Genomic DNA, 12490 nt, shown 5'->3' on the forward strand with positions numbered 1-12490 from the left:
ACGCGGAAGGACGCGGAAATCGCAGCTTCGCCTTCCGCGTCTCTCCGCGTCCTTCCGCGGTTCTCCAAATCTGGAAGGCGCCGCTTCGCGGCCTCGCAGGACCGGACGCGGGCGGGCCACTGCCGCCCGTTCGTGTTTTTCGTGTGGTTCGTGGGCAGTTCTTCAAAGGCGCCGACGCGCCTCTAGAGCCCCAGCACGTCTCGGAGCGCCTCGGCGACGCGGCCCACGTCATCGTCGGCCATGCCGGGGTAGAGGGGCAGCGAGAGGCATCGGGCGTACCAGGCCTCGGCGCCGGGCAGGTCCAGGGGGCCGTAGAGGCCGCGGTAGTAGGGCTGGCGGTGGACCGGGATGTAGTGGACCTGGGTTCCTATGCCCCTGGCCCGCAGGCCCTCGACGACGTCCAGCCGGGTTCGGCCGAGGGCCTCGAAGTCGATCAGCGCCACCATGAGGTGCAGGACCGGATCGCTCCAGGGAGGCCGGGCGGCCAGGCGCACCGCCGGGGCCAGCGGCGCCAGCGCCTCGTGATAGGCCGTCGCCAGGGCGCGGCGGCGGGCCGCGAACCGCGGCAGCTTGGCGAGTTGCGACAGGCCCAGCGCGCAGAGGATGTCGGGCAGGCGGTAGTTGAAGCCCGGCTCGGGCATCTCGTACCACCACGGCTCGCGGCCCGGCGGCCGCACCATGCCGTGCGAGCGCAGGATGCGCAGACGCTCGGCCAGGGCGGGGTCGCCCGTGGTCACCATCCCGCCTTCGCCGGTCGCGATGGTCTTCACGGGATGGAACGAGAAGGTGGCCATCGCCGAATGGCGTGTATCGCCGACCGCTTCCGTCGTATCGCCGAAATTCATCGTCGTTCCGACGGCATGCGGCGCATCCTCCACCAGCACCGCCCCGGCCTCGCCGGCCAGTCGCGCTAGCGCCGGCAGATCGCAGGCGTCGCCCCGCAGGTGCACCGGCAGCACGGCCCGGAGGCGACGGGCGCCCAGACGTCCCATCGCCTCGGCGAGCGTCGCGGGCGTCATCAGGCCGCTTTCGGGGTCGACATCGGCGAAGATCACGTCGGCGCCGACGTAGCGGGCGCAGTTGGCCGTCGCCAGGAAGGTGATCGAGGGCGCGATCACCGTCTCGCCCGGCTTCACGTCCAGCGCCATCATGGCGAGGTGCAGGGCCGCCGTGCCGTTCGAGCAGGCGACGGCATGGCCTGCGCCCACCGTCTCCGCGAAGGCGCGCTCGAAGGCCTCCACCGTGGGGCCCGTGGTCAGGAAATCGGCCTTCAGCGCCGCCGCCACCGCGGCGATGTCGTCGTCCTCGATGGTCTGGCGGCCGTAGGGCAGCATGGCGGTCAGTCGCCGGCGCGCCGGCGGCGGTCGCGCGGCCTGTCCGCGGCCAGCATGTCCATGAGGCCCGGATGGTCCAGCCAATCGGTGTTGGTGTCGCTGGCGTAGCTGAAATCGTCGGCCAGCCTCACCCCGGCGAGGGGCTCGCGAGTGTATTCCACGAACGCCGGTTCGATGGCGTAGCGGTCGCCCAGGTCCACCGTGTTCCGCGCGTCGTCGGCCGAGATCATCATCTCGTGCAGCTTTTCGCCCGGCCGGATGCCGATGATCCGGGTCGGCAGGCCGGGCGCGAGGGCGGCGGCGATCTCGGTCACCTTCATGGAGGGGATCTTGGGGACGAACACCTCGCCGCCATGCATCCGGTCGAGCGACGAAAGGACGAAGTCGACGCCCTCGTCCAGGGTGATCAGGAATCGGGTCATCCGCGGATCGGTGATCGGCAGGTCCGGGGTCCCGCGCTGGATCAGCCGCTGGAAGAAGGGGATCACCGAGCCGCGCGAGCCGACGACGTTGCCGTAGCGGACCACGGCGAACCGCGCGCCGATATCGCCCGACAGGTTGTTGGCGGCCACGAACGTCTTGTCGGACGCCAGCTTGGTGGCGCCGTAGAGGTTGATCGGGTTGCAGGCCTTGTCGGTGGAAAGCGCCACCACCTGCTTCACGCGGTTGGACAGGCAGGCCCACACCACGTTCTCGGCGCCCAGCACGTTGGTGTGGATGCACTCCGAGGGATTGTACTCGGCGGCCGGCACCTGTTTCAGCGCCGCGGCGTGGATCACGATGTCGACGCCGCGGAAGGCGAGGCTCAGCCGCTCGCGGTCACGCACGTCGCCCAGGAAGAAGCGCATGGCGCCCAGCTTCTCCGGTCCGAAGCGTTCGGCCCCGAAGCGCTCGGCGAGGTCGATCTGCATCTCGCTCTGCTTCAGCTCGTCGCGCGAGTAGACGATCAGCTTGCGCGGCGAATACCGGCTCAGCACCGTCTCGATGAACTGGCGTCCGAACGAGCCGGTCCCGCCGGTGACGAGGATGACCTTGCCGTCGAGGTCGAGGTTGGTCGGCGCAAATCGGCCCAAGGGGCGCTCCGCGGTCGGTCTTCGAATCGGCTCCCTTCGTCGCAGATCCGCGTAAATGGACCGCTAACCATGATCGGGCATGGTGTCGCACATGGTCCGCCCCCTGATCGCAGCCCTGGTCGCCCTGGCCGCCGTGGTCGTCCCCGCCGCCGCGCGGGCCGCCGGGGGCGAGAAGAAGAAGTCCGGCGGCGGCTCGTACCTTCCGGTCCAGAGCCTGCTGGGCGCCACGATACGTCCCGGCGGCCGCCGCGGCGTGCTGTCGGTGGATCTGGGGCTGGACGTGCCGGACGCCGCGCTGCGCGCCCGCGCCGAGCAATCGACCCCCCGCCTGCGCGCCGCCTATCTGCAGGTCGTCCAGTCGTATGCGGCCGGCCTGGCCCAGGGCGCCGTGCCCAATCCGGACTATATCGCCCAGACGCTCCAGCGGCAGACCGACGCCATCCTCGGCAAGCCCGGCGCCAGGGTGCTGCTGGGCTCGATCATCGTGAACTGAGGCGGATCAGCCCGCCGCCTGGTCCATGAACGACGCCAGGGTCACATCCAGTTCGGTGACCCCGTCGGCGTCGTGGGTGGTCAGGAGGACTTCGACCCGGTTGTAGACATTGAACCATTCGGGATGATGGTCCAGTTGCTCGGCCCGGATCGCCGCCCGCGTCATGAAGCCGAAAGCGGCGTTGAAGTCCCTGAACCGGAAGGTCTTCGAGATCGCGTCGCGGTCGCCCGGGGCTTTCGCCCAGCCGTCCAGGCGGGCCAGGGCCGCGTCGGCGCCGATCTTCGCGGGGCGTGTCATGGCGGTTTCCTATTCGAAGGCCAGGCCGGTTGCGGCGGCGAGATCCGCCAGGGTCTGGTCCACGTCCACCACCTTGATGGCCTTCATGCCCAGGCCGGCGGCCGGCTTGCAGTTGATGCCCAGGTCGTCGAGGTAGACGCAGGCCTCGGGCTGCACGCCCAGGAGGTCGCACATCATCAGGTAGATGCGCGGGTCGGGCTTGCGGACACCGGCCTTGGAGCTTTCGATGATGGCGTCGAACAGCGGCATCACCTGCCCCATGGCGCCGGCCGCCCGCTGCGCGCCGGCCTGGCCGGGCGAGTGCTCGGAGACCACGTTGTTGGTGATGCAGCCCACCTTGAAGTGTTGCTTGCAGGCCTTCAGCGCCGACACCATCCGCGGCCGCAGTTCACCCGACAGCCGGGGCAGCACGTCGGCGCCTCGCAGCGGGTGGCCGAGCGCGGTCGATTCCTCGAGGAAGAGCTGGTCGAAGCGCGCCGCGTCGATCTCGTTGCGCTCGAACAGCGCCCAGGCGTTGGTGTCGGGGTTCGTGGCGTTCACCCGCCGGACCAGGTCCCTGGGCAGGCCCCGCTCGGCCTCCAGGCGGTTGAAGGCCTCGAAGGGCGAGGACGTGAACACCCCGCCGAAATCCCAGATCACCGCCTCGATCGCCAACACACCGCTCCTGCACCGGATTTAAGGACGGCGGACGCTAGAGAGACGCAATCGGACGTGCAAGTAAGGGACGATGCTTCCCTATCGGTTTCCTCGCCCGCTCCGGATCGGGCTCTACGCGCTGGCGTGCCTCATCCTTCTCGCGCTGTGCCTGCTCCCCTCGCCGGAACTGCCCGATGCGCCCGGCGGCGACCGGCTGCATCATGTCATCGCGTGGTTCACCCTGACCGTCACGGGTTATGCCCTGGCGCCGGAGCGGCGGTTTGCGATTCCCGCCTTTGCGCTTGCCTTGGGGGCGTTCGTGGAAATCGCCCAGGGGATGGCGCCGATAGGCCGCCACGCCGAACTGCCGGACTTCGCAGCGGATGCGATCGGTGTGGGCCTCGGCGTCCTGGCGTTCGTCGCGGTCCGGCGACTGGCGCCCAGGTGGGTCGGCGCGACCTGACACCGAGGCAATCGACGGCCTTCGCCGACGCCCCTATGGTCACCGCCATGTCAGATGCGCCCAGGCCGTTCCTGTATCTCGCCGTGCCCTGCTACGGGGGGCAACTCACCCTGCATTTCGTCAGTTCACTGCTGCGCCTCCAGGAGGCCTGCCGCGAGCGCGACATCGGCCTGCACGTGGAAATGATGGGCGGGGAAGCGTTGATCACGCGCGGCCGTTCGCGCCTGGCGGCGCAGTTCCTGGCCCATCCCGAGGCGACCCACATCCTGTTCGTGGACGCCGACATCGGTTTCGCGCCCGAGAACGTCTTCCGGCTGCTGGACGCGAAGCGGGACGTGGTCGCCGCCGTCTGTCCCCTGAAGCACATCGATTGGGAGAAGGCCCGCGCCGCGGCCAAGGCCGACGTGGCCGACCTGCAGTCGGTGGCCATCGGCTATGTCGTCCGTTTCCTGCCCAACCCGCAGAACAGCGTCGAGGTGGACGATGGTTTCGCGAAGGTCGCCTACGGCGGCACGGGCTTCCTGTTGATCTCGCGCGACGCCATGCAGCGCATCTGCGACGCCCATCCCGAGCTTCGGGCTCGGATGGGCGACATGGCCGACAAGCTGGCGCCCGAGGCGGTCATGGTCTTCGACACCATGATCGAGCCCGAGACGGGCCAGTACCTGTCGGAGGACTACGCCTTCTGCCGCCGCTGGCGGGACCTGGGCGGCGAGATCTGGGCCGACGTGACCGCGCGCCTGACCCACGTCGGCCACGCGGCCTACACCGGCAGCCTCATCCAGGCGCTGCGTCCCGCCTGACGGCTACTCGGCCGGAGCGGGGGCCAGGCCGCCGTCCGGAGACGTCTTGGGCCTCTCCGCCGCGGCTGCAGCGCGCCGTTCCTCGAGCGCCGCGCGGGTGCGCTCGTAGCTTTCGCGGTTGATGCCGTAGAGGGCGTAGAAGCCGACCGCGATGACGCCGGGAATCGCCGCCAGGACGCTGTCCCAGAGGGCCAGGTCGAACAGCACGTCGGCGGGCACCTCGGCATGGCTCTTCGCGCCGCGCGGGAACTGGATCAGCGTGATCACGGCCCCGGCCAGGGCGGTTCCGATGGCCAGGTCGATCTTCCCCGCCAGCGTGCGGGTGGCGTAGAGCACGCCCTCCTGGCGGACGCCGAACTTCAGCTCGTTCTCGTCGGCGATGTCGGCGAGGGCGGACATGACGCTGATCTGCAGCACGCTGATCGCGCCGTACTGTACGGCGGCGAAGGCGATCAGGATCGGTGCGAGCCCCGGCGTGGTCGGGCTCAGGACGCCCATCATGCCCAGCACCAGCGGGATCGGCGGGATCACCGCATAGGCCAGCGCCGAGATCATGATGGTGCGCTTCTTGTCGATCCGCCCATGCAGGCGCGGTGCGAAGATGAAGGCGCTCAGATAGCCGGCGAGGCTGCCCAGCACGAACCAGCTCAGGGTCTCGCTGGAAAGGTCCCAGTAGAACGTCGCCGCATAGAGCCTGAGGCCCTCGCGCAGGCCGATCATCAGGGCCACGAAGAAATAGGCCGCCAGCAGCCAGACGTAGTTGATGTTGCGCAGCGCCTTGCCCAGGTCGCCGAAGAACTCGCTGAAGCTGAACAGCTTCGTCCCTTCCGCCGCCTTGGGGAGGAACGGGATCCTGTCCTTGGTCAACCAGGCGGAGGCGAAGAGGCAGACGGTGGTGATCACCCCGATGGCCAGGGCGTAGGACGGCCAGGGCGCGGGGTTCATCAGGCCGCGCGGATAGTCGGGCGTGCTGGGGAAGAAGAGCCGGAGCGCCATGATCGTGGTCAGCGACCCGCCGGCCCAGTTGAAGAAGCTGAAGTAGCCCATGACCTTGGACCGCTCTGTGTAATGGGGCGACAGCTCGGCCCCGAGCGCCAGATGCGGCACGTAGAAGAAGGTCATGAACTGGCGCATCAGGATGACCGACACGGTGAGCCAGATGAGCAGGCCGGTGTCGTCCAGGCCGGGCGGCGGGCTGAAGATCGCCCATCCGGCGACGCCGATCGGGATCGCCGCGGCGAACAGGTAGGGATGCCGCCGGCCCCACTTCGATCGCGTGCGGTCCGAGATCGAGCCGACGATGGGGTCGGAAAGGGCGTCGAGGATCAGGCTCGCCGAGAGGGCCAGGCCGACGAGATGGGCGGGCACGCCCAGGACCTGGCTGTAGAACAGCAGCGCGAAGCTGGAGACCGAGTAGAGCACCACCGTCTCGGCGGCGCCGCCCAGGCCGAAGCCCAGCTTGGTGCGCAGGGGCAGCCGTTCGGGCGCGGCGCCGGCGGATGCGGCCGTCATGCAGTTCCTCCCTGCGCTCTCTGGCGCTTTCCCGGGAGCGAAGCCGAGATCGGGCCACCCGTCAATCGCGCCATACCGGAGCTTCGACCGCGCCGGCGCGCCCGCGGATCACGATTTCGGCGCCAGCGCCTGCTCCAGGTCGGCGATCAGGTCGGCTGCGTTCTCCACGCCCACCGACAGCCGGATCAGGCCGTCGGCGATGCCGATGCGGGCGCGGGTCTCGGCCGGGATCGAGGCGTGGGTCATGATCGCCGGGTGCTCGATCAGGCTCTCCACCCCGCCCAGGCTCTCGGCCAGGGTGAAGAGGCGCGTGCGCTCCAGCATCCGCTTCGTCCCCTCCAGGTCGCGGTCGAGCACGGCGGTGATCATGCCGCCGAAGCCCGCCATCTGCCGCTTCGCCAGGGCATGCTGCGGATGGCTGGGCAGGCCGGGGTAGATCACGCGGGCCACCTCGGACCGCGCCGCCAGCCATTCGGCGACCGCCTGGGCGTTCTCGCAGTGCCGCTGCATCCGGAGCGCCAGGGTCTTCATGCCGCGCAGGGTCAGGAAGCTGTCGAAGGGCGAGGCGACCGATCCGATGGCGTTCTGCAGGAAGGTGAGCTGGTCGCGCAGCGCCGCGTTGTCGCCCACGACCAGGGCGCCGCCGACCACGTCGGAATGGCCGCCGATGTACTTGGTGGTCGAATGCATCACCACGTCGAAGCCCAGCTCCAGCGGACGCTGGACGTAGGGGCTGGCGAAGGTGTTGTCGGCCGCCGCGATCAGGCCCCGTGCCTTGCAGAGCCCGGCGAGGGCCTCCAGGTCGGCCAGGCGCAGCAGGGGGTTGGTGGGCGTCTCGACCCAGACCATCCGCGTCCTGGGCGTGATCGCCGCCTCCACAGCCGCCAGATCGGCCAGGTCGACATAGGTCGCCTGGAGGCCGGACGAGCGCTGGCGCACCTTGTCGAACAGCCGGAACGAGCCGCCGTAGAGGTCTTCGCTCGCGACGATGTGGTCGCCGGCGTCCAGCACTTCCAGCAGAGTGGCGATGGCGGCCAGGCCCGAGGCGAAGGCGTAGCCCTTGGTCCCGCTCTCCAGGTCGGCCAGGCCGCGCTCCAGGGCGAACCGCGTCGGGTTCTGACTGCGCGAATATTCGAACCCGGTATGCACGCCCGGCGAGGCCTGGGCGTAGGTCGAGGTGGCGTAGATCGGCGGCATCACCGCCCCGGTGGTCGGGTCGTGTTCCTGGCCGCCGTGGATCGCCCGGGTGGCGAAGTCCAGGCGGTTGCGGCCGTGGGAGGGGGTGTCGGTCAAGCCTGGCGCCTCAGATGGTTGATCAGGTCGATGCGGGTGATGAGGCCCAGGAAGTCCCGGCCCTCCATCACGATCGCCACCTCGTCACGCTCGAATATGGGGAGCAGCGCGTCCAGCTTCTCGCCGGCCTGCAACGTGTGCAGCCTGGCGGTCATGGCAGCGGAGACGAGTTGGCCGAACCGCTGGCCGTCGCGGCGGTCGCCCACGGCCTCCAGCAGGTCGCTCTCGTCGACCAGGCCGATCAGGCGGCCGTCGTCCAGCACCGGGAGCTGGCTCACGTCGGCGTCGCGCATCCGCTTGTAGGCCGTGAGCAGGGTGTCGTCCGGCCCCACCGTGACGGCGTCGCCCGCGCCACGGGCGATCAGGTCGCGCAGGTCGCCGTGCAGCTCGCGGTCGGCCAGCCCCTGCTCGGCGACCCAGCTGTCGTTGTAGACCTTGGAGAGGTAGCGGCTGCCCGTGTCGCAGACGAGGGTGACCACCCGCTTCGGCTCGGTCTGCTCGCGGCAGTAGCGGAGCGCGCCGGCCAGCAGCGTACCCGACGACGACCCGCCCAGGATCCCGGCCTTCGTCAGCAGCGACCGCGCCGCGGCGATGCTCTCGGAGTCGGGGATCTCATAGGCCTTGGACACCAGGGTCAGGTCGCAGTTGTCGGGCACGAAGTCCTCGCCGATCCCCTCCACCACCCACGAGCCGGGCTCGATCCGCTCGCCGCGCTCCACCAGCGGGGCCAGGATCGAGCCCACCGGATCGGCCAGCACCATCCTCGTTTTCGGCGAGGCCTTGGCGAAGTAGCGGCCCAGGCCGGTCAGGGTGCCGCCCGAGCCCACGCCCACCACCACGGCGTCCACGTCGCCGCCCATCTGCGCCAGGATCTCGGGGCCGGTGGTCGTCTCGTGCGCCCGCGGGTTCGCCGGGTTCGAGAACTGGTTGATGTAGACCGCGCCGTCGATCCCGGCGGCCAGGGCCTGGGCCATGTCCTGGTAGTACTCGGGGTGGCCCTTGCCCACGTCGGAGCGGGTGATCCGCACGTCAACGCCCATGGCGCGCAGGTGCTGGATCTTTTCCCGCGCCATCTTGTCGGGCACCACCAGGAGCAGCCGGTAGCCCTTCAGGATCCCCACCTGGGCCAGGCCCAGGCCCGTGTTGCCGGCCGTGGCCTCCACGATCGTCCCGCCGGGCTTCAGCGAGCCGTCGGCCTCGGCCGCCTCGATCATGGAACGCGCGATCCGGTCCTTGATCGAGCCGCCCGGGTTGGCGCTCTCCAGCTTCACGAACAGGCGGCAGGGGCCGGTGTCGAAGCCGCTCAGCTCCACCATCGGCGTGCGGCCGATGAGGTCGAGGGTCGAGGCCGCCGGCGGCGGCAAGGGCGGGGATTGGGGCAGGTCGGTCATGGGGCGCCCGAGTTTCGCTGCGCGGCCTGGCGCCGCGAGGCTGCCAGGAGGAACGCATGACGCGCCGATCCGACGCAAGCGGGCCTCCACGCCGTGGCGGTCGGCCGTCGAACCCCCATGTAACGCCCGCGCTACCGTTCCGTACGGTGCAAGCGGCGCCGCGCACGGCTAAGACGGCGCGACCTGGACGCCCCGGAGGCCGGCCCTTGAGACATTTCGTGACGCTCGCGGCGACCGCCGCCCTCATCTGCGCCTGCTCGCAGGCGCCCGGCGGAGGCGCCCGGCCCGACTTCAACACCGACCTGCCGATGAGCGAGTTCATGCTCCATTTCGTGGACCCCGCGGCCTTCATGTACTGGCGCGGGTCGGGGGTGGAGATCACCGAGGCCGGCGAGCGCGACCTGTCGCCCACCACCGACGAGGGCTGGGAGACGCTGGTGACCGGCGCCACCATGCTGGTCGAGGCCGGCAACCTGATGCAGATCCCCGGCCGCACCCGCGCGCCCGAAGCCGACTGGAACAAGTACGCCCGGATGCTCACCGAGCGTGCGCTGGTCGCCCGCGACGCTGCCGAGAAGCGTGACAAGCAGGCCGTGTTCGACGAGGGCGGCCGCGTCTACGAGGTTTGCGTCGCCTGCCACGAGCAGTTCGTCATCGCGCCGCAGGAAGAGGCCGAGGCGCCCCTGCCGTCGCACGATCCGCCGGCCGGGAAATAGGTCAGCGGAAGGGGACGGACCCCACGCAGCGGCCGTGCGGCCCGCCGATCATGTCCAGCGGGCGGGGCGGGCCGAGCCCCTCCAGGTCGCAGCGCTGGCGGTCCAGGCCGCCGGCCCACACCGGGCCGAAGCGCCCGCGCGCCTCCTGCACGGCGATGCTGACGCGGCCGGTCTCGCCCACGGGCATGTCCGCGCGGGCATAGACGCTGCGATAGCCGCCCGTGCCCACGCCCACCGCCACCTCGCCATGGATTCGCCGGTCGCGCCGGGGGACGACGCCCGGCAAGGCGTCCGCCTCGTCGGCCTCGAGCACGGGCGAGCTCTTCAGATAGGCGTCGATCTGCTCGGCCACGGTGGGCTCGGGCGCCGGCTGGGCGGAGGCCGTGGCGACTGGAGCATCGTCCGCGTCGGCGGCGAGGGTCGGCGTGGCGACGAGGACCAGAGCCGCTGCTGGAATCAGGGCCGGAGCCAGGGCGAGGGGAAGGCGCATGCGGAACTCCATCGCCGCCATGAAGCCCGCCAATTGCGGCGAAGGTGTTGCAGTCAGGGCCGGGCCTGCGCCGCCGGGACGTTGGCGACGATTCCGGCCTCGTTGCCCGGCTGGCCCGCCGGGACCAGCTCGTAGAAGCCGGCCAGCCGCAGGCGCACCACGACGGGCCGTTCGCCCGCGTTCGAGAACTGCCAGCCCTGGATGCCGTCGAAGGGCGCCGTGACCGCGCCCTGCTGGCGGAGGCCGAAGCCCCGGCGGAAGGACGACACCTTCATGCCCTCGCCGGGCTTGGGCGTCGTATGGCCGTGCTGGTCGAAGGTGAAGTCGCGCGGATCCGTCTCGCCCACCACCTCCCAGGCGTAGGCCAGGGTGGCGTCCTTCCGCATGCGGACCTTGTATTCCAGGCTGGAGCGGTCGGCGCCGGCCATGAAGTGGCCCAGAGGGATCTCGACCACGTCGGTGCGGAAGGCGGTGTCGTACTCGCGGGCGCGAGGCGCCGAACCCGAGGTCGCGCCCACCTCCTCCTGGTCGGGCGCCCACAGGCGCGACAGGCCGCTCAGCCGGCCCAGGCCCAGGGGATCGCGGTTGAATTCGGCGGGCAGGATCGCGCCCAGCACGATCAGCGCGCCCAGGACGGCCGCGCCGAGGGTGGAGGCGATCAGGGCGCCGCGGCCCAGAGGTCGGCCCAGAGGTGGGCCAAGCGGCCGGCCCAGTGGCCCATTCGGGGTCTCGGTCATGCCGTGTCTCCGATGAGGACGTAGCCCGCGAGCTGCTGGCCGGTCAGGACGAAGCCCGCCAGCATCAGCAGAACGTTGGCCGCCGTCGCCGTCCGCCCGAACAGGGTGGTGCGCCGCCACAGCGTCATGGCCGCGAGGATCAGCGACAGGGCCAGGACCTGCCCCAGCTCGACGCCCACGTTGAACGCCACGAGGTTGACCAGCAGGCCGTCGGGATCGAGCGACATCGCCTGCAGCTTGGTGGCCAGGCCCAGGCCATGGATGAGGCCGAAGCCCAGGACGGCGGCGCGGGTGTCGGGCTGGACGCCGAACAGGGTCCGGAAGCCGCCCAGGTTGTCGAACGCCTTGTAGACGACCGAGAGCCCGATCACTGCGTCCACCAGAAAGGCGTTGGCGTGGATGTCGAAGAAGACGCCGGCCAGCAGGGTGATCGAATGGCCCAGCGAGAACAGGCTGACGTAGAGCACGATCTGGCGCAGCCGGTAGAGGAAGAAGATCACGCCCACCAGGAACAGCAGGTGGTCGTAGCCGGTGACCATATGCTTGGCGCCCAGGTAGGCGAAGGGGATCGGGTCGGGTCCCCGCGTCGCGGCCACGAACGCCGCGTCGGTCCCGCCGATGTCGTGGGCGGCGGCCAGGCTGGTCCAGGCCAGGCTCGCCCAGGCGAGGGCGACCACGCCGGCGACGAGGCCCGGAAACAGGCGGCGAGCGTTCCTCACGCCCCAGGCATATCTCCGATTCGCAACCTCGACTAAGGCTGCGTCTGGCGTTCCAGCGCCGCGACGGCCTCCCCGACCCGTCGGGGCCAGCAGCAATCGTGGGCTTCGTCCGAGACCCGGGCTTCGACGCCCAGGCGGCGCGCCGTCTCCAGGCCCTCGCCAGGCCTCACGGTGCGGTCGCGGGCCCCCAGCAGGTGGACCTGTGGAACCGAGCTTCGCGCCGCACCGAGGCCGCGCACGGCCTCGGCCTGGGGCAGGGGCGACAGGCCGTGCGTCGCCGTCCAGCGGTCGAGGTCGAGCGGCGCGGCGAAGGTCACGAGGCCGGCCACGTCGTCGCGCGCCGCCGCCAGCGCCGCCGCCATCGTGCCGCCGCCCGACCATCCCACCAGCCGCACCTGCCGCGCGCCGGTCGCGGCCTTCCGCGCATCGACGCCGGCGTCGAGGGCGGCGAACGCCGCCGGCCCGAACCGGTCGCGCGACCATGTCTCCGGGCGGCAGGCGGGATCGCGGGCGCGGTTGAACTGGCAGGGTCG

General features: G+C 70.6%; 15 protein-coding genes. 4 read left to right on the forward strand and 11 right to left on the reverse strand.

What is annotated here, in order from left to right; translation table 11 throughout:
- Nucleotides 1–182: 182 nt before the first annotated feature.
- Both pseC and pseB read right to left on the reverse strand, forming a co-directional pair.
- Nucleotides 183–1334, reverse strand: a complete 1152-nt coding sequence (gene pseC, locus WG212_RS02590) for a UDP-4-amino-4,6-dideoxy-N-acetyl-beta-L-altrosamine transaminase (RefSeq protein ID WP_337185502.1) — start codon at nucleotides 1332–1334, stop codon at nucleotides 183–185.
- Between the two features lie 5 nt (nucleotides 1335–1339).
- Nucleotides 1340–2407 (reverse strand): UDP-N-acetylglucosamine 4,6-dehydratase (inverting), encoded by a 1068-nt coding sequence (pseB, locus tag WG212_RS02595; protein WP_337185503.1) that lies wholly within the window; start codon nucleotides 2405–2407, stop codon nucleotides 1340–1342.
- Between the two features lie 91 nt (nucleotides 2408–2498).
- On the opposite strand from pseB, the gene WG212_RS02600 reads away from it, so the two are divergent.
- Nucleotides 2499–2900, forward strand: a complete 402-nt coding sequence (locus WG212_RS02600; protein WP_337185504.1) for a Tat pathway signal protein — start codon at nucleotides 2499–2501, stop codon at nucleotides 2898–2900.
- Between the two features lie 6 nt (nucleotides 2901–2906).
- Here the strand turns inward: WG212_RS02600 and WG212_RS02605 are convergent, their stop codons facing one another.
- Together WG212_RS02605 and WG212_RS02610 are read right to left on the reverse strand one after the other, a co-directional pair.
- Nucleotides 2907–3197 (reverse strand): 4a-hydroxytetrahydrobiopterin dehydratase, encoded by a 291-nt coding sequence (locus tag WG212_RS02605; RefSeq protein ID WP_337185505.1) that lies wholly within the window; start codon nucleotides 3195–3197, stop codon nucleotides 2907–2909.
- A gap of 9 nt (nucleotides 3198–3206) precedes the next feature.
- Complete coding sequence (locus WG212_RS02610) at nucleotides 3207–3851, reverse strand: HAD-IA family hydrolase (protein ID WP_337185506.1); 645 nt, start codon at nucleotides 3849–3851, stop codon at nucleotides 3207–3209.
- Nucleotides 3852–3924: 73 nt separating this feature from the next.
- Here WG212_RS02610 and WG212_RS02615 point away from each other — a divergent pair, with 73 nt between their 5' ends.
- Nucleotides 3925–4296 (forward strand): hypothetical protein, encoded by a 372-nt coding sequence (locus WG212_RS02615; RefSeq protein ID WP_337185507.1) that lies wholly within the window; start codon nucleotides 3925–3927, stop codon nucleotides 4294–4296.
- Nucleotides 4297–4331: 35 nt separating this feature from the next.
- The gene (locus WG212_RS02620) at nucleotides 4332–5099 is read left to right on the forward strand and encodes a hypothetical protein (protein ID WP_337185508.1); all 768 of its coding nucleotides are present in this window, start codon (nucleotides 4332–4334) and stop codon (nucleotides 5097–5099) included.
- Nucleotides 5100–5102: 3 nt separating this feature from the next.
- On the opposite strand, the gene WG212_RS02625 is transcribed toward WG212_RS02620, so the two are convergent.
- From WG212_RS02625 to WG212_RS02635, 3 genes are all read right to left on the reverse strand, one after another.
- On the reverse strand, nucleotides 5103–6611 hold the full coding sequence (locus WG212_RS02625; RefSeq protein ID WP_337185509.1) for an MFS transporter: 1509 nt from the start codon (nucleotides 6609–6611) through the stop codon (nucleotides 5103–5105).
- Nucleotides 6612–6719: 108 nt separating this feature from the next.
- Complete coding sequence (locus WG212_RS02630; protein WP_337185510.1) at nucleotides 6720–7904, reverse strand: cystathionine gamma-synthase; 1185 nt, start codon at nucleotides 7902–7904, stop codon at nucleotides 6720–6722.
- On the reverse strand, nucleotides 7901–9295 hold the full coding sequence (locus WG212_RS02635; RefSeq protein WP_337185511.1) for a cystathionine beta-synthase: 1395 nt from the start codon (nucleotides 9293–9295) through the stop codon (nucleotides 7901–7903). The genes WG212_RS02630 and WG212_RS02635 overlap by 4 nt, the downstream gene beginning before the upstream one ends.
- A gap of 206 nt (nucleotides 9296–9501) precedes the next feature.
- On the opposite strand from WG212_RS02635, the gene WG212_RS02640 reads away from it, so the two are divergent.
- Entirely contained in the window at nucleotides 9502–10011 is a 510-nt protein-coding gene (locus WG212_RS02640) for a hypothetical protein (RefSeq protein ID WP_337185512.1), read from the forward strand.
- A gap of 1 nt (nucleotide 10012) precedes the next feature.
- Here WG212_RS02640 and WG212_RS02645 read toward each other — a convergent pair whose 3' ends face one another.
- The 4 genes from WG212_RS02645 to WG212_RS02660 form a co-directional block, all read right to left on the reverse strand.
- Entirely contained in the window at nucleotides 10013–10501 is a 489-nt protein-coding gene (locus WG212_RS02645; protein WP_337185513.1) for a hypothetical protein, read from the reverse strand.
- Nucleotides 10502–10554: 53 nt separating this feature from the next.
- On the reverse strand, nucleotides 10555–11238 hold the full coding sequence (locus WG212_RS02650) for a hypothetical protein (RefSeq protein WP_337185514.1): 684 nt from the start codon (nucleotides 11236–11238) through the stop codon (nucleotides 10555–10557).
- A complete protein-coding gene (locus WG212_RS02655) occupies nucleotides 11235–11957 on the reverse strand; it encodes a HupE/UreJ family protein (RefSeq protein WP_337185515.1) in 723 nt (240 codons plus the stop codon). Before WG212_RS02655 ends, WG212_RS02650 begins: the two co-directional genes overlap by 4 nt.
- Nucleotides 11958–11989: 32 nt before the next feature.
- A partial coding sequence (locus tag WG212_RS02660; protein ID WP_337185516.1) for a hypothetical protein occupies nucleotides 11990–12490 on the reverse strand: 501 nt, incomplete at its 5' end.

Origin of the sequence: Phenylobacterium sp. (assembly GCF_037189685.1) — a bacterium.
In the GTDB taxonomy this organism is placed as follows: Bacteria; Pseudomonadota; Alphaproteobacteria; order Caulobacterales; family Caulobacteraceae; genus Phenylobacterium.